General features: G+C 60.9%; 16 protein-coding genes. 9 read left to right on the top strand and 7 right to left on the bottom strand.

Annotation, left to right across the window (positions count from 1 at the left end; all coding sequences use genetic code 11):
• Positions 1 to 62 precede the first annotated feature (62 nt).
• A complete protein-coding gene (locus tag ACIQ2A_RS16230; protein WP_398480984.1) occupies positions 63 to 1,046 on the bottom strand; it encodes a helix-turn-helix domain-containing protein in 984 nt (327 codons plus the stop codon).
• Between the two features lie 209 nt (positions 1,047 to 1,255).
• Here ACIQ2A_RS16230 and ACIQ2A_RS16235 point away from each other — a divergent pair, with 209 nt between their 5' ends.
• Genes ACIQ2A_RS16235 through ACIQ2A_RS16265 form a run of 7 tightly spaced genes read left to right on the top strand, consistent with a single transcriptional unit; the run spans position 1,256 to position 9,882 of the window.
• Positions 1,256 to 2,449: a serine hydrolase domain-containing protein gene (locus ACIQ2A_RS16235; protein ID WP_398481046.1), complete on the top strand. Its 1,194-nt coding sequence runs from the start codon at positions 1,256 to 1,258 to the stop codon at positions 2,447 to 2,449.
• A 52-nt stretch (positions 2,450 to 2,501) separates the two neighbouring features.
• Entirely contained in the window at positions 2,502 to 4,094 is a 1,593-nt protein-coding gene (locus ACIQ2A_RS16240; protein WP_398480987.1) for an ABC transporter substrate-binding protein, read from the top strand.
• A gap of 8 nt (positions 4,095 to 4,102) precedes the next feature.
• On the top strand, positions 4,103 to 5,047 hold the full coding sequence (locus ACIQ2A_RS16245) for an ABC transporter permease (protein ID WP_398481049.1): 945 nt from the start codon (positions 4,103 to 4,105) through the stop codon (positions 5,045 to 5,047).
• Positions 5,044 to 5,931, top strand: a complete 888-nt coding sequence (locus ACIQ2A_RS16250) for an ABC transporter permease (RefSeq protein ID WP_398480989.1) — start codon at positions 5,044 to 5,046, stop codon at positions 5,929 to 5,931. The genes ACIQ2A_RS16245 and ACIQ2A_RS16250 overlap by 4 nt, the downstream gene beginning before the upstream one ends.
• Positions 5,928 to 7,538 carry an ABC transporter ATP-binding protein gene (locus ACIQ2A_RS16255; RefSeq protein ID WP_398480991.1) on the top strand — a complete coding sequence of 537 codons (1,611 nt, stop codon included), beginning with the start codon at positions 5,928 to 5,930 and terminating at the stop codon, positions 7,536 to 7,538. Before ACIQ2A_RS16250 ends, ACIQ2A_RS16255 begins: the two co-directional genes overlap by 4 nt.
• 42 nt (positions 7,539 to 7,580) lie before the next feature.
• Positions 7,581 to 9,590, top strand: a complete 2,010-nt coding sequence (locus ACIQ2A_RS16260) for a primary-amine oxidase (RefSeq protein ID WP_398480993.1) — start codon at positions 7,581 to 7,583, stop codon at positions 9,588 to 9,590.
• A gap of 25 nt (positions 9,591 to 9,615) precedes the next feature.
• Positions 9,616 to 9,882, top strand: coding sequence for a hypothetical protein (locus ACIQ2A_RS16265; RefSeq protein ID WP_398480995.1), 267 nt, complete (start codon positions 9,616 to 9,618; stop codon positions 9,880 to 9,882).
• Positions 9,883 to 10,004: 122 nt separating this feature from the next.
• On the opposite strand, the gene ACIQ2A_RS16270 is transcribed toward ACIQ2A_RS16265, so the two are convergent.
• The 3 genes from ACIQ2A_RS16270 to ACIQ2A_RS16280 form a co-directional block, all read right to left on the bottom strand.
• Positions 10,005 to 10,928 carry an HpcH/HpaI aldolase/citrate lyase family protein gene (locus ACIQ2A_RS16270; protein ID WP_398480997.1) on the bottom strand — a complete coding sequence of 308 codons (924 nt, stop codon included), beginning with the start codon at positions 10,926 to 10,928 and terminating at the stop codon, positions 10,005 to 10,007.
• Entirely contained in the window at positions 10,925 to 12,094 is a 1,170-nt protein-coding gene (locus ACIQ2A_RS16275; RefSeq protein ID WP_398480999.1) for a CaiB/BaiF CoA transferase family protein, read from the bottom strand. The genes ACIQ2A_RS16270 and ACIQ2A_RS16275 overlap by 4 nt, the downstream gene beginning before the upstream one ends.
• Before the next feature lie 99 nt (positions 12,095 to 12,193).
• Positions 12,194 to 13,105 (bottom strand): LysR substrate-binding domain-containing protein, encoded by a 912-nt coding sequence (locus ACIQ2A_RS16280; RefSeq protein ID WP_398481001.1) that lies wholly within the window; start codon positions 13,103 to 13,105, stop codon positions 12,194 to 12,196.
• 212 nt (positions 13,106 to 13,317) lie between these two features.
• Between ACIQ2A_RS16280 and ACIQ2A_RS16285 the strand changes: the two genes are divergently transcribed.
• On the top strand, positions 13,318 to 14,289 hold the full coding sequence (locus ACIQ2A_RS16285) for a Bug family tripartite tricarboxylate transporter substrate binding protein (protein WP_398481003.1): 972 nt from the start codon (positions 13,318 to 13,320) through the stop codon (positions 14,287 to 14,289).
• A gap of 46 nt (positions 14,290 to 14,335) precedes the next feature.
• Here the strand turns inward: ACIQ2A_RS16285 and ACIQ2A_RS16290 are convergent, their stop codons facing one another.
• The 3 genes from ACIQ2A_RS16290 to ACIQ2A_RS16300 are packed head-to-tail and all read right to left on the bottom strand — an operon-like array spanning position 14,336 to position 17,168.
• Positions 14,336 to 15,544, bottom strand: a complete 1,209-nt coding sequence (locus ACIQ2A_RS16290) for an alpha/beta fold hydrolase (RefSeq protein ID WP_398481005.1) — start codon at positions 15,542 to 15,544, stop codon at positions 14,336 to 14,338.
• A 9-nt stretch (positions 15,545 to 15,553) separates the two neighbouring features.
• On the bottom strand, positions 15,554 to 16,444 hold the full coding sequence (locus ACIQ2A_RS16295) for an NAD(P)-dependent oxidoreductase (RefSeq protein WP_398481008.1): 891 nt from the start codon (positions 16,442 to 16,444) through the stop codon (positions 15,554 to 15,556).
• Positions 16,445 to 16,487: 43 nt separating this feature from the next.
• Positions 16,488 to 17,168, bottom strand: a complete 681-nt coding sequence (locus ACIQ2A_RS16300; RefSeq protein WP_398481010.1) for a GntR family transcriptional regulator — start codon at positions 17,166 to 17,168, stop codon at positions 16,488 to 16,490.
• 106 nt (positions 17,169 to 17,274) lie between these two features.
• Between ACIQ2A_RS16300 and ACIQ2A_RS16305 the strand changes: the two genes are divergently transcribed.
• Positions 17,275 to 18,498 carry an ABC transporter substrate-binding protein gene (locus tag ACIQ2A_RS16305; protein WP_398481012.1) on the top strand — a complete coding sequence of 408 codons (1,224 nt, stop codon included), beginning with the start codon at positions 17,275 to 17,277 and terminating at the stop codon, positions 18,496 to 18,498.
• Positions 18,499 to 18,507 lie beyond the last annotated feature (9 nt).

An 18,507-nucleotide genomic window follows, 5' to 3' on the forward strand; every position in this document is an offset into this window, starting at 1 on the left:
TTGAGCTCGCAGGTATCGCGGTCCCGTTTGCTGGGTCAAATAGAGAAGCGTCGCGCGGTCATTCACCAGCGTCCCGGTTGAGCATCCAACCGCCCGCGTCGCAATGTTTCTGAGGGCAATTCCGTGAAGTGACGTTTGTAGTCGAGGGAGAATTGGCTGAAATGCCAGAAGCCCCATTTGACGGCGACATCATAGACGCCGATCCGTTCATCGACACATTGCTTGAGTTCGCGCCGGACACGATTGAGACGTACGGCGCGCAGATAGTGGATCGGATTGCTACCAAGCACATCCTGGAAACAGTAGTTCAACTTGCGGCGGCTGGCGCCGACGCCTTTGCAGATGTCGAGGATGGTCATCGGCTGTTCGGGTGTGGAAAGCATCAGGGCGCAAGCGCGGTCAACGAGCCGCTTGCGGGCGCTGCCGCCGCGCAGATCGTCGCACGGCTCCAGGCTGGGCAGCAGATCGATGACTTCGGTGAGCAGGTTATCCTCGAGTTGCTGCCGCGCTGCGGGATTGTCGAGGATCGTCGGATTATCGTCGACGACCTCCTGCACATATTCCAGCAACAGACGCAGGCGCTGTGCGGCGCCCGGATCCGTGCGCAGCTCCCGCAACTGGTGCCAGATGCCGTCAGGAAGCTCGATCTCCAGATCCTTTAGCGTATCCTCAAGCAGACGGGCATCCATCACCACCCCGCGCAGTTCGAATTCGGGTGGTGTACACATATCCACTTCGGCGTCGAAGCACGCGATCACATTACCTGACGACATGCAGGTGCCGTTGAAGTTAATATCGCCGCCTCGCCACGGAAGCGCGATACCGAAACTGTCGACGCCTAGACGTCCGTATTGGCGCACGCGCTGGCTGGTGATCTCCCGGAAGACCTGGATACCCGGCAGCCGCAATTCCGTGAAGCTGCCGCGAAATGCGCCGGCACTGATCTGATCATAGTCAAGTTGCCAGCGCCCAAGATTGGCGCAATGCGCATCGACATCGTCGCTCGATGCGGCAAACAGCCAATGATCCGAGGCATTTAGCGTCATGCAGGCCTCCCGGATGGCCGCTCTGGGGCCGCGCCGGATGAATAATGAAACGTCCGGGCTTCGTTTTGCAAGCGATGTGCCAGTGGGCTCCGGTCGGTCCGGGCGAAGAATTGCCGATTTTTGATAACGGTCAATTCGCATGCTCGCCAATGATCGCTCGTCCGGATCAATGCTGATGCCGGGCGACGGACATGTTCTGCGAGGATGCGATGAAGCCAAGCGATGTCATGAAAGGCGCTCCGCCCGCCGCTGAGGCGCTCGTGACCCGGTTCAACTGGCGCAAATATCCCTACAGCCAGTGGAGTTTTCGCAATGTCCGTCAGGTGTTGCCGACCGCCGATATACGGCGCGGTGCGGCGCCAACGCCGCTCAAGACGGCATTCCGCGATCTCGGCGCCCTGGCATTCACCTATGGCGAGGGCGTCTCAACAACGCTCGCAGAGACGTTGGCCCAGACCTATGCCGATGGCCTCATCGTGCTGCATCGCGGCGAGATCGTCACCGAGTGGTACGGCGAGGGCATGACTCCGCACACGCCGCATCTGGTCTGCTCGGTGAGCAAGTCGATCTGTGGCACGCTCGGCGGCGTGCTGGTCGAGCGCGGCCTGCTCGATCCCGACAAGCCGGTCACGCACTATGTCCCGGAAGTCGCGTCGTCGGTCTATGGCGGCTGCACGGTCCGCGACCTGCTCGATATGACCGTGGCGATCAAGTTCGACGAAGATTATGACGACCCCGAAGGGGACGTGGTCAAATATCGGCTCTGCAATGGTTGGGACGTGCTGCCGAACGGGACGGCGCAGGGCGATCAGCGCAGCTTCCTCGCGACGCTGCGGCCGAATGGCGGGCCGCATGGCAAGGTCTTTCATTACGTCTCGACCAATACGGACGTGCTTGGCTGGGTCTATGAAAAGGCCTGCGGCAAGCCCTATGCGCAGATTCTGTCGGACTATATCTGGGCGCCGATGGGTGCCGCGGACGACGCCTATATCACGCTCGACACTCATGGTGCGTCGCGCTCGGCCGGTGGCATCTGTGCCACGGTGCGCGATCTCGCACGGTTCGGCGAGATGATCCGTCAACGCGGCATCGCTAATGGCGCGCAAGTGGTGCCGGGGGCATGGATCGATGACATCCATGCCAACGGCGACAAACAGGCCTGGAAAGACGGCGATCTGGCCTTCGTGTTTCCGGACGGCCGCTACCGCGCCTGCTGGTACACGATCGATCCCGCGCGCAACGATCTCGCGGCCGTAGGTATTCACGGTCAGTGGATCCATGTCGATCCATCGGCTGATACCGTGATCGTGAAGGTCGCCGCACAGCCCAGTCCAATGGATATCGCGATCGATCATCGCTGGCTTGCTGCTTTCCGAGCCATCGGTGCGCATCTGGCCGCGTAGTTGTCCGACATCGTTTTTTCCGATTTCAATTCCCATTGCCCCGGAGATCGTCATGCTCAATGATTTCAGCCGTCGCTCGTTGCTCAAGGCCGGTGCCGCAGGGCTTGCTGCCGGGATGATGCCGCGCATCGCACGTGCGCAGTCTGGTAAGGTCATACGTGCAGTGATGCATGCGCCGCTGCGTGCTACCGATCCGGTCATCAACACGGCCTGGACCGGGCGCAATCACGGCCTGAACATCTATGACACGCTGTTCTCGACCGACTCCAAATTCCAGATCCGTCCGCAGATGGTCGATACCTATGAGGTGTCCGCCGACAAGCTGACCTATACGTTCAAGCTGCGCTCTGGTCTCAAGTTTCACGATGGCGCGCCAGTGACATCCGCCGACGTCATTCCGTCACTGCAGCGCTGGGCCAAGCGCGACACCATGGGCGCGCGGATGATGAGTTTCATCGCCGAGCTGAAGCCGGTGGACGAGCGCACGTTCCAATTCGTGCTGAAATCGCCCTATGGCCAGGTGCTGCAGACACTCGCGAAGCCATCGAGCATCATGCCCTTCATCATGCCGGCGCGTCTTGCTGCGCAGCCGCCGGAACAGCCGGTCACCGAATTCGTCGGCTCCGGCCCGTTCAAATTTGTCACGTCGGAGTTTCGGCCCGGCAGCCGCGCGGTCTATGAGCGTAATGCGGACTATGTCTCGCGCGACGAGCCGTCGGACGGCCTCGCCGGCGGCAAGATCGTCAAGATCGACCGCTATGAGTGGATCAGCATGCCGGACTTCCAAACCGCGGCGAATGCGCTGATCAACAAGGAGATCGACTTCCTCGAAGCGGCACCGCACGACATGTTGCCGTCGCTGATCGCGGCCAAGGACGTAACCGTCGCCGATTACAATCCGCTCGGCTTCATGTCGGTGGTGCGCATGAATTGGCTCAGCGAGCCGTTCAACAAGCAGGAAATCCGCCAGGCGGTCATGTATGCGAGCGACCAGGCCGACTGGCTCGACGCACAGGTAGGGAATCCCGACTATTACCAGGCCTCTGCAGCGATGTTTGGCGTCACCACACCACTGGCCAGCGAAGTCGGCTGGAACACCAAGCCTGATATCGCCCGCGCCAAGGAACTGCTCAAGAAGGGCGGCTACAAGGGTGAGAAGGTCGTGATGCTGCAGGGCACCGACTCGCCGCTGCTGTCCGGCTCCAGCACGGTCACCGCACAAAAACTGCGTGCCATCGGCATGAATGTCGAGGTGCAGACCATGGATTGGGGCTCGCTGCTGGCGCGCCGTGTCAAGCAGGATTCCACGGCCAATGGCGGCTGGTCGATGACCCACTGGGTCACCACCACGACGGAGCTGATGAATCCACTGGCCAGCACGGTGCTCGACACCCGCGGCAAGACCGGCGGCTTCTTTGGCTGGCCGGAGGATACGGAGATCGAAAGCTTGCGCAGCAAGTTCGCGCTGGAGCCGGATGCGGTTGCGCAGAAAACAGTGGCCGAAGCGATCCAGAAGCGCGCTTATGAGGTGATGACCCACATTCCGGGCGGACAGTTCAAGCAGCCCGTGTCGCACAGCAAGGCGCTCAAGGATATCGTCAAGGCGCCGGCTCCGCTGTTCTGGAACGTCGAGAAAACGGCCTGAGCATGGCAATCGCCGGCGTTCTCCTGAAGCGGTCAGTTTCCGTCATCCCCGTGCTGGGGGTGGTGGCGCTGATCGCATTCATGCTGCTGCGCTTCGCCTCGGGCGATCCGGTGGCGCAACTCGCCGGCGACAATGCCGATCCCTCGGCCATCGCTGCCATCCGAGCGCGTCTCGGCCTTGATCAGCCGCTGGCGATGCAGTTTCTGAACTGGCTATGGCGCATGTTGCATGGCGATCTCGGCACCTCGATCGTGTCCGGCCAGCCGGTCACGGCACTGATCGCCCAACGCGTCGGCCCGACGGTCGCCGTATCGATCACCACGATTGTGTTCTCGGTGGTCGTCGGTGTGCCAATCGGCGTGCTCGCTGCATGGCGGCGCGGCGGCTGGCTCGATCGCGTCGCTATGTGGACGTCGGTGACCGGCTTTGCGGTACCGACCTTCGCCATCGGCTATTTCTGGATCTATTTGCTATCGATGCAACTCGGGCTGTTCCCTGTGCAGGGTTATGTGCCGCTGAGCGACGGGCTCGGTCTTTTCCTCTGGCACCTGACATTGCCGACGCTGACGCTGAGCCTCGTCTATATCGCGCTGATCGCGCGTGTGGCGCGCACGAGCATGCTCGAAGTTCTGTCGGAGGATTTTGTCCGTACCGCGCGGGCGAAGGGCTTGCCGGAGCGGATCGTGGTGTTCAAGCATGCGCTGCGCAATGCGGCGGTGCCGATCGTCTCCATCGTCGGCATTGGCATCGCGTTGCTGATTGGCGGCGTCGTGGTCACCGAGAGCGTGTTCAATCTTCCCGGCCTCGGCCGTCTCGTCGTGGACTCGGTGCTGGCGCGTGACTACCCGGTGATCCAGGGCGTAATTATCGTGTTCGGTGGCGCCTACGTGGCGATCAATCTGCTGGTCGATCTCAGCTATTCTTTCTTCGATCCGAGGATCAGCCAGCAATGAGCGCGATCACGGTCTCCGCACCCACCTCATCGATCAATATTCGTGCATTCGCGGGCAGATTGCTACGGGACAGGACAGCGCTGTTCGGCCTCTGCATCCTCGTGCTGTTGGCGTTGATCGCCATCTTTGCCTGCTGGCTGTGGACGGTGGATCCTGCGGCCATCAAGCCGCGCCTGCGGCTGCGTCCGCCCAGTGCTGTCAACTGGCTCGGCACCGATAATCTCGGTCGCGATATCTGGAGCCGGCTGGTTTATGGGAGCCGCGTCTCGCTGGTTGTCGGCGCCTCGGTCGCCTTTATCGCCATCGTCTTGGGTAGCCTGCTTGGCTTGATCGCGGGCATGGTGGGCTGGATCGACAATGTGCTGATGCGCATGATGGACGGGATGATGGCGATTCCGGCCATCCTGCTGGCGATCGCGCTGATCGGTGGTCTCGGCCCCTCTATCACCACGATCTGCATCGCCATCGCGATCCCGGAGATTCCGCGCGTCGCCCGCATGGTGCGCAGCGTGGTACTCACGGTGCGCGAGGAGGCCTATGTCGAGGCGGCCGTCAGCATGGGGACACGGCTGCCGGTGCTGATGGCTCGGCATATCGTGCCAAATATCATGGCGCCACTGATCGTGCAGGCGACCTATATCGCCTCATCCGCGATCCTGATCGAAGCGTCGCTCTCGTTCCTCGGCATCGGCATGCCCGACGAGATTCCAAGCTGGGGCAACATGATGTCCGACGCGCGGCTTTATTTTCAGGTGCGGCCGGGGCTGATGTTGTTTCCCGGCATCTGCATCGCGCTGACGGTGCTCGGCATCAACCGGCTCGGCGACGGCCTGCGTGACATGCTCGATCCGCGACTGGCCCGATCGGTGGGAGGCCCGAAATGAGCGACGCATTGCTCGACATCCGCGGCTTGACTGTCGGCCTGAGCGGAGATGCCGATGGTCGTCGCATTGTGAAAGACATCGACATCACGGTCCCATCGGGCGGCATTGTCTGCGTCGTTGGCGAGTCCGGTTCCGGCAAATCGGTCACGGCCTTCAGCGTCATGGGGCTGTTGCCAGACGGGCTGAGACCGGCGGGTGGATCGATCACATTGCTCGGCGAGGAGCTGTTGGGCGCATCGGCCGAGCGCATGCGCGCGTTGCGCGGCAGCCGCATCGGCATGATCTTCCAAGAGCCGATGACGGCGCTCAATCCGGTGATGACCGTGCGCGAGCAACTTGCCGAGCTAATCGAATGGCATTCGGAGGTGCGGCCGAGCAAGGCCGATGTCAACAGACGCGTGCTGGCGGCGCTGGAAGACATGCTGCTGCCCAATGCGCCGCAGATGATGCAGGCCTATCCGCACCAGCTGTCGGGTGGTCAGCGCCAGCGAGTGATGATCGCCATGGCGATGTTGCTGGAGCCGGTGTTGCTGATCGCGGACGAGCCGACCACGGCGCTCGATGTGACCACGCAGAAGCAGATCCTGATGCTCATCAAGGATCTGGTGAAGCGCAAGAACATCGGTGTGCTCTTTATCACGCATGATTTCGGCGTGGTTGCGGATATCGCCGATCAGGTCGTGGTGATGCAAAAAGGTGCCGTGATCGAGAGTGGCAGCGCGGATGCGGTACTCGGGCATCCCGTACAGGCCTATACGCGTCTGCTGATCGACTCCGTGCCGAAGGGCATCAATATCCCGACGACCGCGCGCGAGCCGGCGCCCGATGTGCTCGCGGTGAAGGGGCTGAAGATGACCTATGGTCATCGTGGCTTGTTCGGGCGTGGTCGTGTCACCCATGCGGTCCGCGATGCTGGCTTCACGCTCGGCCGCGGCGAGATCCTCGGTGTGGTCGGCGAATCCGGCTCCGGCAAGTCGACGCTGGCGCGCTGCGTGGCTCGGCTGACGAAGCCGACATCGGGCGAGATCAACCTGCTCGGCACCGATATCGCGGCCGTCTCCAATGAGATACTGCGGCCGCATCGCCGCTACATCCAGGTCGTGTTTCAGGATCCCTATCGCTCGCTCAATCCGCGCCTGTCGGTCGGCCAGTCGATGATCGAGGGCGTGGTGAATTTCGGTGCGTCACCGCAGGTCGCTCGCGAAAAGGTGTCAGCGCTGCTCGAACTGGTCGGGATGGATCCGCAGGTGATGCATCGCTTCCCACACGAATTCTCCGGCGGCCAGCGCCAGCGCATTTGCATTGCGCGTGCCCTGGCCTCGGAGCCGCAGATATTGGTCGCCGACGAAGCGGTGTCGGCGCTCGACGTCACCGTACAGGCGCAGGTGTTGAAGCTGTTCGCTGACCTGCGCAGCCGGCTTGGCTTGGCGATGCTGTTCATCACCCATGACCTGCGCGTTGCCGGTGAACTTTGCGATCGCATCATGGTGATGAAATCCGGCGAGATCGTCGAGAGCGGTCCGACCGCGGAGATCTTTGCCAATTCGCAACATGCCTATACCCGCGCGCTGTTCGCTGCTGCGCCCGGCCGCGAACGTCTTCAGTAATCCTCAATTGTACTGGCGCGATGCGCCTTCAGGAGTGTCGTCATGACGGTGATGCAGAAAATCCAGAACGATGCCGTAGTCGCCGCCATTCATCCGCTCGATCCGTTGACGCTGGAGGAGATCGGCGCCGCCTGCGACCTCGTCAAGGCGAATGGGAAGGTCACGCCGCGTTGCCGCTTCCCGATCGTACGGCTGGAAGAGCCAAGCAAGGCCGAGCTGCGCAGTCATGCGACAGGCACGCCGCTGCCGCGGCTGGCTTTTGTGGTGGCGCTGGAATCCGAGACCGGCGCTGCGACGGAGTTCATCGTCGATTTGACGGCGTCGCGCATCGTTGACACCAAGCTGCTGCCTAATGCCGATGCGCCCTATGGTCAGCCGCCGGTGATGATCGCCGAATTCATGCTGTGCGAGCAGATCGTCAAGGCAGACGAGGGCTGGCGCAATGCCATGCGCCGCCGCGGCATGTCCGACAGGGACATGGAAATGGCGCAGGTCGATCCGTTTTCTTCGGGGTTTTTCGATCGCGACTTCGAACGGGGGCGCCGGATCCTGCGCGCGGTGACCTTCTTCCGCGAAGATATCAAGGACAATGCCTACGCGCATCCGGTCGAGGGCGTCGTCGCCGTCGTCGATCTCGTCCATCAGAAGGTCGTCGACCTGCTCGATGACGACAAAGTCATTCCGATCCCGAAGAAGAAGCGCAATTACGGTGCCTATGAAAACACCAATCCGCGCACTGACATCAAGCCGTTGAATATCGAACAGCCCGAAGGGCCAAGCTTCAAGGTCGATGGCTGGAAGGTGGATTGGCAGAAGTGGAGCTTCCGTGTTGGCTTCACGCCACGCGAAGGGCTCGTTTTGCATCAACTCGCCTATCAGGATGGCGAGCATAAGCGTTCGATTATCCATCGTGCCAGCGTCACCGAGATGGTGGTGCCCTATGCTGACCCGACAGCCAATCACTACTGGAAATCGGCTTTCGATGCCGGCGAATATGGTCTCGGCATGCTGGCCAATGCGCTCGAGCTTGGCTGCGACTGCCTCGGCAACATCCATTATTTCAACATCCCGGCAGCCGACGAGCAGGGCCAGCCGTTCGAGATGAAGAATGCTGTCTGCATGCATGAGGAGGATTACGGCATCCTCTGGAAGCACTATGAGTTCCGCAACGGCCTTTTCGAGGTGCGTCGTTCGCGCCGCTTGGTAATCAGCTTCTTCGCGACTGTCGGTAACTACGATTACGGCTTCTACTGGTATCTCTACCAGGATGGCACGATCCAGCTTGAAGCCAAGCTTACCGGCATCATCCAGACGGCGGCCGTCATGCCCGGCGAGAAATATGCGTGGGGCGGTATGGTTGACGACAATCTCGGCGGCCCGACGCACCAGCACTTCTTCAATGTGCGCATGCATATGGACCTCGATGGTGGCGGCAACACTGTCACTGAACATGAATTCGCGCAGCGCCCATGGGGCACGGACAACCCTTATGGAAATGCCTTCGATCTAAAGAGCAAGACGCTGTCGCGGGAACGCGATGCCGCGGCCATCGCGGATGGGCAGAGTGGCCGTTACTGGAAAGTCACCAATCCAAACAGCAAGAACAGCGTCGGCAATCCAGTCGGTTACAAGCTGATCGTGACGCCAAGCCCGGTGATGCTGGCACAGGAAGGCAGCTTCGTGCGCAAGCGCGGCGGGTTCGCCACCAAGCATGTCTGGGTCACCCCCTACGATCCCGCCGAAAAATATGCCAGCGGTGACTATCCCAATGTGCATGCCGGCGGCGACGGGCTGCCGCACTACATCGAGCAGAACCGCAATATCGAGAACACCGACATCGTATTGTGGCACTCGTTTGGCCACACCCACGTCTGCAAACCCGAGGATTTTCCCGTGATGCCGGTCGAGTATGCGGGCTTCATGCTGAAGCCGAACGGCTTCTTCGCGGCGAATCCGGCCAATGATATCGCTCCGGAGCGCAATAGGCGCAGTGTTTTGAGTGCGAATGGCGCCGGGGCTGCGGCGGCGTCGTCATGTTGCGGAAAATCCTGACCGTCGTGATCGAAAGTCTTGCACCATGATCTGCTGTCTGCTGGCACTGCTCGTGGCGCTTCCCGGCGTATCGATGCTGCGCCGCTTGTATATTGCCCGTGGTCAGTGTGCCGTGCGTTGCGGCCATATGGCGATGGGTCAGGCGACGACAAGGCAGGTCGCGATCGCTTGCGGCCTGGCACTGGCGGTGACCGGAGGCGCGTTGATCGGTGGCGTCCAGGGCGGGAACATCGTCAGCCACCCGTTTGGGCCGATCTGCTCTGCAATCGACCGTGCCACGTCGGCTCGCTGATCCCCGCCATCGCTTGATTAGGGCTCAATATTTTGAAAGAGACCCTCATGCGACTGTATCGAGCCGATGCGCTTGGGAACGGCTGCTCCTCGCGCAAAGCGGACGCCCCCCAAGATCCTGATTTAGTCAGCGAACTGCAAGAGGCGCTTAGCCATACGGATATTTGCGAGATCGATCATTCGGCCGTCTAAATTTGCCGCTCCATGCCCTTCGTTTTCCGCTGTCTGCATCGCTTCGATTACTCGCCTCGCCGAGGCGATCTCGTTGTCAGATGGACGAAAGGCCAATCGTGTGGGGTCGATCTGTTCGGGGTGAATGACCTGCTTACCATCATATCCCATCGCCGCTGCCTTCACAGCGGAGCTGATAGTACCCTTCGGATCGCGGAAAGCGCCGAACGGGCCATCGATGGCCCGTAGATTGAAAGCGCGTGCCGCGATGAGGATGCGCATCATAGGATAGGCAAAGAGATCCTGCGGCGTTTCCGCATGATTGTCGGCAGCGGCGCCCGTATGGCTGTAGGCCCGCGGCGATAGCCCGATCTCGTCGCTGCGTGCGCCGATTGACGCACTGAAATCACCGACGCCGAAATGCAACGCCGACACGCTTGGATGCGCGGCGGCGAGTGCATCGACATTCACGACGCCAAGTGCCGTCTCGATCAGCAATTCGATGTCCAGCGCCTCGCTCCGGCGTCCGCGTTGGGCGGAGAGCGTTTCGCCCAATGCCGAGACATCGGCGACACGCTCTGCTTTGGGAAGCAGCACCGCATCAAGACGCGAAAGGCCGGCAAGGCGATGAACTTCGTCTTGGATAAATGGACTGCCGATCGCATTGATGCGGACGGTGAGGGTCTTGCGCCCCCAATCCAAGCGCGCGATCGCATCGATGGCCGCGAGTAGAGCCTGTTTCTTTTCACCGACCGGGACGGCATCCTCCAGATCGAGAAAGACGGCATCTGCGCTTGAATCTGCCGCGCGCTCGACCATGCGGGTGCGATGCGCGGGGACAGCGAGATAAGTGCGCGTCAATCTGGTGTCGGTCATCGGGAAAGCTTCCGCTCGCTGAGTTGGGCAAGGATGGATTGTGTATGCTGTCCGACCGCCGGCACGGGGCCCATATGCGGTTGGACATTCGGAATCGTGATCGCTGGAAGATAACTCGTAACCGCGCCGTTCGGCGTGTCGACGGTTGTCACGCGGTTGCGACTGGAGAGCTGCGGGTGCTCGAGAAATTCTTCGACCGTATTCAACCGCGCATTGGCGATCGACGCACTCTCCAGCTTCGCCAGCACTTCGTCACTGGTCATGCTGGAGAAATGGTCTTCGATCGCCTTCTCGAGCTGATCCCGGTTCATCATCCGGTCGGGATTGGTCGCGAATAACGGATTGGTTGCGAAATGGGGATCGCCGAATACGTTCGTACATAGCGAGAGCCATTCACGCTGGTTCTGGATTCCAAAGAACACGGTCTTGCCGTCTCCGGTTTTGAACGGACCGTAAGGTGCGATTGTCGCATGGCGCATGCCGGTGCGCTTCAACGGCTTGCCTGCGCCTTCGGTGTAAAGCGAGGGATAGCTCATCCACTCGGTCATCGCGTCGAACAGCGATACCTCGAAAGCGGTGCCGCGCCCCGTGCGCTCGCGCGCATAGAGCGCCATCAGGACACCGTTCAGGACATACATTCCGGTGGCGATGTCGGCGATGGCGATTGCGCCTTTTGCAGGGTGTTCCTCGGTGCCATTGATGGACAGAAAGCCCGTTTCGCACTGCACCAGCAGATCATAGGCCTTCTTCTCGCTATACGGTCCGCCCGATCCATAGCCGGAAATGTCGCAGGCGATAAGACGCGGAAACCGCTCGATGAGTGCCTTCGCATCAAGACCAAGCCGCTGTGCGGCGCCAGGAGCAAGGTTCTGCAGAAACACATCGGCTTCGCCAAGCAGGGTTTCGAGTGTCTGTCGATCGTCCGTGGCCTTGATATCGAGCGCCAGGCTTTCCTTCGAGCGATTGGTCCAGACGAACTGGCTCGATAGGCCGTTCAGCACATAGTCGTAATCGCGGCAGAAGTCGCCATTGCTTGGGCGCTCCACCTTGATAACCCGCGCTCCCCAGTCTGCCAGATGACGGCTGGCCAGCGGCGCTGCGATCGCCTGTTCGAGCGATACAACGGTAATTCCGGATAGCGGCAATCCGTTTTTGTTCTTGGTCATCTCGCGCTCCTGCAGGTATCGCGAGCACTCATACTGTCAATCTGCGGGAATGAATCATAATGGTTCGCCATCGCCCGTATAGGCCGAACCAATAGGAAGTCAGTCGGTGGCCTGGTCCCAGATTGCCGCATATTCACGGGCGAGGGTACGGATGGTTTCCTCAGCAGCCAAGGCCGCGGCCGATTGCGGAATGCCAGTTGGCTGGCAAAGGCTGACCGTGCGCTTGACGGTCGGATTGATCAGTCGCCGGGCGAGAATGGGAATGTCCGCTGCGCGCGCGACGCCGGATGAGTTGATCGTCGCGAAATCTCCTTTGCGCACCAGCTTCATCATGACGGGCAGGGAGTCGATGTCGCATGTCACATTGAGCGCCACTCTGGCTTCGGAAAAGGCGCGCTCGACCAGTAGGCGGAGGCCATTCGTCCTTTCCGGCAGCACCATCGGGACGTCGGCCAGCAGAGCGAGGTCGCAGGTCGATGCATTGATGTCGCCGATATCCGGCGCGCCGAATACGGAAAGCTCTTCGGTAAAGAGTGGTCGGACCGAGATGCCGGGCGCATCGGAGTTGCGAAACAGTATCGCCATATCCAGACGTCCGTTGGCGAGCAATTCGTTGAGATAGCCACTGAAGCTTTCGAACAGCTGCAGCTTCACCCCTGGATGATCTTTCCGCAGACGCTGCACAAGCGGCACCGCGAGCACGGAGGCGATGCTGGTCGGGAGACCGACGGCGACCGGGCCGACTGCGCCGCTGCCTTCGTCCGCAATGTCTGCTTCCAGTTCCTGCAACTGACGGAGGACGATACGAGCGTGACGGTAGAGTTTGGTTCCTGCGTCTGTGGGCTTCACACCGGCGGCACTACGCAGCAGAAGTGGTACGCCGAGCTCATATTCCATCGCCGCAATCTGCTGGCTTAGAGATGGCTGAGAGACCGACAGCAAGGCGGAGGCCTTTGACAGGCTTCCCATATCGACGACGCTGACGAAGTATCTCAGATGTCTCAATTCCAAAGCATCGGCCTCGCGATCAATCTTTGATAATCAATTACTTACACTGAACCATAGTGGTCTGCCACAGCGTCCTGCGGCAGATTGGGCCAATGCGCTGCCGTATACCCCTTAGAGCATCAGCCTATGGGACGCCGGATAGCGAGTATGTCACAAAAGCACAAAACAAGGCGCGTTCGACGCCCAATGAACTAACAATCGAGGGGGAGGCATTCTTGCGCCATCTAATCATCGGTCTTGCATTGCTCGCTGTTTCGCTGAACTCGGCGCGAGCCGATGGCTACCCGGATCGTCCGGTGACGATCGTCGTCCCCTACGCGGCGGGCGGCACTACGGATGTTGTGGGTAGGATACTCGCAAAGGCGCTGGGCGCCGAGCTCAAACAAACCGTGATTGTCGAGAATGTCGGCGGCGCGGGCGGCACACTCGGTACTCAGCGCGTCGTGCGGGCGAAACCGGATGGTTACACGTTGAATTTCGGCAATATGGGATCGATGGCGGCGAGCGTACCGCTTTATCCGACTCTCGGTTTTGATACGCGCAAGGATCTGGTTGGGATCGGCGTATTCGCCAATGTGCCGATGATGATCTCGGTCAGCAAGAAAAGCGGGATCACAAGCCTTGCTGAACTCATCACTCGTCTGAAGGAACAGAGCGGCCGGGTTACATTCGGGCACTCGGGGGCTAGTTCGACCGCACAGCTCGCCGCGGCCATGCTGCTCTATCTGACGGAGACCAAAGCAACGCTGGTCCCTTATCGTGGATCGGGTCCCGCCATTCAGGATCTCATCGCCGGCAATATCGATGCGGTGATCGATCAGACCGTGACCATGATCCCTGCTCACCAGAATGGTCTGGTGCGGTCGATCGGGCTGACTGGAACGCAGCGATTGCCTCAGGTGCCGGACGTGCCGACCTTTGCTGAAGGCAATGTGCCGAAGTTCGATCTTCAGGTCTGGAATGCGTTGGCAGCGCCTGCTGGAACGCCGCCTGCCGTCATCGCGACTCTGGAAGCCGCCCTTGCCAGGTCGCTTGAGAATGAGGACGTCAAAGCGCGCTTTGCGGAGTTGGCCGCACAGGCTCCGCCAAAGTCGGAGCTCGGCGGCGCCGCTTTGGAGAAGCTGATCAAGTCGGAAGTCGAGCGCTGGACGACGATCGTGAAGGAAGCGAAGCTCGACGCGCAATAATGGGCGAACCAATAAGCTGCGCATCTCGATCGATGCGTAGCTTTTGTTATTGTTGAAGCGAAGCGAATACCGGCCGCAGATATCGCACCATCTCTGCCGGATGCTCCGTCATCGGGAAATGTCCGAGTTCGGGCATTTCGATCACACGCGCATTCTCGATCCATCCAGCCAACTGATGTGCGTCTTCGACTGTTGCGGAGAAGTCGTAGTGGCCGATCAGCAGCGCCACCGGGATCATCCTGCCATCGATTCGCTTGGCGATATGCTCGCCGTCGAATTCGTCGGAATAGAAGGCGAGGTCGCCGTCGTAGATTCCGGGTGCACCTTGCGAATAGATATAGGCGGCGCGGCGGCGAAGATCTGCCGGGCTGCGTGGTCCAAGCAGGCCGCGGACATAGGCCGCCGAGTGCCAGCCGCCATTGACCTTGGCATGGGTGAGATAGTCGTTGCGGCGACCGCGCGGCCGCAGCGGTGCTTCCAGAGCGATAACTGCCCGGATGAGATCCGGACGTTCTGCAGCGAGTACCATGGCGATGCCGGCGCCCATCGAGCATCCCATCACCACGACGGGTTCGCGAATCGCCTGCTCGATGAAGCTGACGCACCAATCGAGATAGGTCTGCTGATTGAGCAGATACGTGTCGCCGCTCCAGTCTGCCGGTGGCATCGAACGCCCGTGAAAGGGCATGTCGAAACCAATCAGGCGCCAGTCGGCGCCAAGGTCTGCGTCGCACATCACGCCGTGAAACTGGCGGGTATCAGCCCCCGCCGTGTGCAGGCAAAGCACGGGTGTGCCGGTGCCAGCTTCCTCGCTATAGATCTGCGCGCACCGGCCTGTTGAGCTTGTGATGCTGTGATAGCTGCCGCGCAGACGACTGAGGTCCGCTTGCGGTGCTTCGACTTCATAGGGCGTGAGATTGGCGAAGATCGCCTCGAAACAGGCGCGGGCCTGCGCGATCGCGAGGGGATCCCCGGTGATCGTGAAGCGCTGATTACGCAGTTGAATTGATGAGAAGGAATGATAGGTCGGCGGTGCCGGATCGGCAAGCACCAGCGCCCAATCATCGGCGCCGGCGGAAATCCCGATCTCGCTTGCAGCGTCCGATTGATCTGGTGACGTGCCGATCACGACGTGATGGATGCGATCACCGACGCAGAAGCGTACGCGCAGCGAAAGACCGCGCGTGAATACGTTCACTTCCGGCTTGGCGAGTGCTATCGTCAGATGATCGACGAGCCGTTCGAAGACGGACATTGATGCGGCTCACGTGTCCGCAGTGAGGTAACGGCCGATCTCCGTGTGGTCCGACTTGGGACCGAGCTGCTTGAGCGCATTGTTCCACATCGCCGTGATCTCGTCGGCAAGCGGCGCCTTGACGCCGATCTGATGCGCAAGTTCGTCGGCGGTCTGGATGTCCTTGGCCATCAGCGCCATGGCGAAGCCGGATGCGAAGCTCTCCGAGATGATGAACTGCTTGAGCTTGTTCTCGGTAGAATTGTTGCGGCCGGTCGAGGCGTTGAGCACGTCCACCAGCGTGTTTGGCTCGATGCCGAACTTACTGCCGATAGCGAGCGCTTCTGCTGCTGCAGCGAGGCCTGCGGCCGACACGTAATTGTTGAGCGCCTTTGCGGCATGGCCAGAGCCGAGTGGACCGGTGCGGAAGGCAGCCGGGCCCATGGACAGCAGGATCTTGTCGGCCCGATCGATGGTTGCGTGTGAGCCGCCGGCCATGATCGCCAGCGTGCCACTGACGGCGCGCTTCACGCCGCCGGAGACGGGCGCATCGATGAATTCAAAACCGTCAGCGATCAGTTCTTCGCCGAGGGCGCGGGTGCCGAGGGGGGCGGACGAGCTCATATCGATGATCACGGTGCTCTTGGCGAGCTTGGCCTTGAAACCTTCAATGGCTGCACGCACGATCTTGCCATCGGGAAGCAGCGTGACGATCGCTGCGGCGCCGGTGATCGCTTCATCGATCGTTGCAGTGGCGGTGCCGCCTTCCTTGGCGAAGGCGCTGCGCGCATCTGCCGACAGGTCGAAGCCCACCACTTGGAAGCCCGCACGGGCGATACAGGCGGCCATCGGACGGCCCATATTGCCAAGTCCGATCACGGTCACTTTGGCGGGCGGATTGATTGCGGCTGAAGTCGTCACGGGCGTTCCTCTGCTTTTGTTTGTGTCTTGTTTTGTTTGATCGTCAGTCGCTGCGGCGCAAGGCATCGAGCGCGACCTTGGCGGCATTCTGAATATGAAGAACGCATGCGCGCTCGGCGCCTTCCTCGTCGCCATTTTCAATGGCGGTCAGGATCGTCTCGATCTCGCTCAGGCTGGTGCCGATCCGGTTGGCCTGGGTCATGGACGTCATGCGCAGGACGGTGACACGGTTGAGCAACATTTTCAGGAAGCGCTCGACGAAACCATTGCCGCAGCCTTCGAGCAGGGCGGCGTAGAATTCGGTCTTGGCCGCGAGCAGGTCGCTGCGATCTTCCTGACCTGCGACTTCGCCCATCCGCACGAACTGCTCTCGCAGCCGCGCGATGATTGCGGGATCGCGACGTCGTGCGCATTCGCGACCGGCATAGCCTTCGAGCAGTCCACGAAGATCATAGAGCTGAGCGGCTTCCTCGGCGGTGATCGTGCTGACGACAGGGCCCCGGTGCGGGATCGTCGTGACCAGGCCTTCGGCTTCCAGCTGCCGCAGCGCTTCGCGGATCGACGTGCGGCCGACTCCGGTTTGTTCGCAGAGTTCGCGCTCGATCAGCCGCTGACCCGGCTTGAAGCGACCGCTGCCGATCGCCGACCGCAGCCGATTTTCCACCAGCTGGCGCAAGCTTGTCGTTTCACGCGTGACGTTCAGGTCCGAGTCAATTTCTGCCATGCGTCAATTGACCGCCTATCAGACAATCTGTCAAGCAGCTTGACCGCCTGTCTGATTTATGTTCCCCATGAGGCAAGCCTTAAGGCACTCATCGGAGGAAACGGACATGTCGAAGACGTCATCTATGCGCGGGCGCATTAATCGCCGCACGGTTCTGGCCGGAACTGCTTCGCTGATCGCTGCGCCATGGATTTCTTCAACGGCGCAGGCTCAGGCCAAGCAGGTGAATATCGGCGTGATCATGCCGCTGTCGGGCGCCAACGCGCAGTTCGGCATCAATTCCCGCAATGGCATCGAGCTGGTTGCGGACGAAATCAACGCAGCCGGCGGCATCAAGGCGCTCGGCGGTGCCAAGATCAATCTGATCGTGGCCGACGCCACCTCGACCCCGACAACGGCTGGCACCGTCGCCCAGCGCATGATCAGCCAGAACGACGTCACCGCCATTCTCGGCGCTTTCGCGTCGTCGCTGACCATCGCGATCTCCGAAGTCACCGAGCGTCGCGATATCCCGCTGTTGACGATGTCGTTCGCCGACCAGATCACAGGGCGCGGCTACAAGAACATCTTCCAGGTCGTCGCCAAGGCGTCGGCGCTCGGCAAGGCGCAGCTTGATTACACCGTCGCAATCGCGCAGGCCGCCGGCACCAAGATCGACAAGATTGCAATCATGTACGAAGACACCGCCTACGGCACCGCTCAGGCCGGCGGCCTTCGTGCGGCTGCCAAGGCGGCCAATATCGAACTGGTGATGGATGATGCCTATCCGCTCGGGATCACCGACACGACGCCGCTGATCAACAAGCTCCGCGCCTCCGGCGCCCAGGCCGTCTTCCCGGTCTCCTATCTTAATGACAGTCTGCTGCTCATCCGCACCATGCGCCAGCAGCGCATCACCATTCCCGCCATCGGTGGCGCCGCTGGTTATGTGATCCCGGATTTCGAAAAGGGTCTCGGCGAATTCGCTGAGGGCGTGCTCTCGATCGCTCCGGCGAATTACGATCTCGACACCGGCCTTACCGATCGCTTCCGCAAGCGCTTCGGTTATTTCATGGTGCATGAAGCGCTCGAGCATGCGGTCGCGCTGGATGTGCTGGTGCAGGCCATCGAGAAGGCGAAGTCAGCCAAGGCCGAAGATGTCACCATGGCCTTGCGCGGCGGAAAATTCACCGGCGGCTGGACCAATGCGATGACCGGCGGCGCCGTGCAGTTCGACAGCACCGGCCTCAACACTGCGTCGATCCCGGTGATGGTGCAGTGGCGCAAGAAAGAGCTCGTGACCGTCTGGCCGAAAGAAGTGGCCAAGGGCGCTGCCGAGTGGAAGTCCTGATCAGTTAGC

Source organism: Tardiphaga sp. (assembly GCF_044336785.1).
Classification (GTDB): Bacteria; Pseudomonadota; Alphaproteobacteria; order Rhizobiales; family Xanthobacteraceae; genus Tardiphaga.

Coding starts and splice junctions, on each gene's coding strand:
- ACIQ2A_RS16290 (WP_398481005.1), bottom strand. CDS start 15,544: ATGTCCGTCTTCGAACGGCTCGTCGATCATCTGACGATAGCACTCGCC.
- ACIQ2A_RS16255 (WP_398480991.1), top strand. CDS start 5,928: ATGAGCGACGCATTGCTCGACATCCGCGGCTTGACTGTCGGCCTGAGC.
- ACIQ2A_RS16300 (WP_398481010.1), bottom strand. CDS start 17,168: ATGGCAGAAATTGACTCGGACCTGAACGTCACGCGTGAAACGACAAGC.
- ACIQ2A_RS16240 (WP_398480987.1), top strand. CDS start 2,502: ATGCTCAATGATTTCAGCCGTCGCTCGTTGCTCAAGGCCGGTGCCGCA.
- ACIQ2A_RS16260 (WP_398480993.1), top strand. CDS start 7,581: ATGACGGTGATGCAGAAAATCCAGAACGATGCCGTAGTCGCCGCCATT.
- ACIQ2A_RS16275 (WP_398480999.1), bottom strand. CDS start 12,094: ATGACCAAGAACAAAAACGGATTGCCGCTATCCGGAATTACCGTTGTA.
- ACIQ2A_RS16305 (WP_398481012.1), top strand. CDS start 17,275: ATGTCGAAGACGTCATCTATGCGCGGGCGCATTAATCGCCGCACGGTT.
- ACIQ2A_RS16250 (WP_398480989.1), top strand. CDS start 5,044: ATGAGCGCGATCACGGTCTCCGCACCCACCTCATCGATCAATATTCGT.
- ACIQ2A_RS16230 (WP_398480984.1), bottom strand. CDS start 1,046: ATGACGCTAAATGCCTCGGATCATTGGCTGTTTGCCGCATCGAGCGAC.
- ACIQ2A_RS16235 (WP_398481046.1), top strand. CDS start 1,256: ATGAAGCCAAGCGATGTCATGAAAGGCGCTCCGCCCGCCGCTGAGGCG.
- ACIQ2A_RS16270 (WP_398480997.1), bottom strand. CDS start 10,928: ATGACCGACACCAGATTGACGCGCACTTATCTCGCTGTCCCCGCGCAT.
- ACIQ2A_RS16265 (WP_398480995.1), top strand. CDS start 9,616: ATGATCTGCTGTCTGCTGGCACTGCTCGTGGCGCTTCCCGGCGTATCG.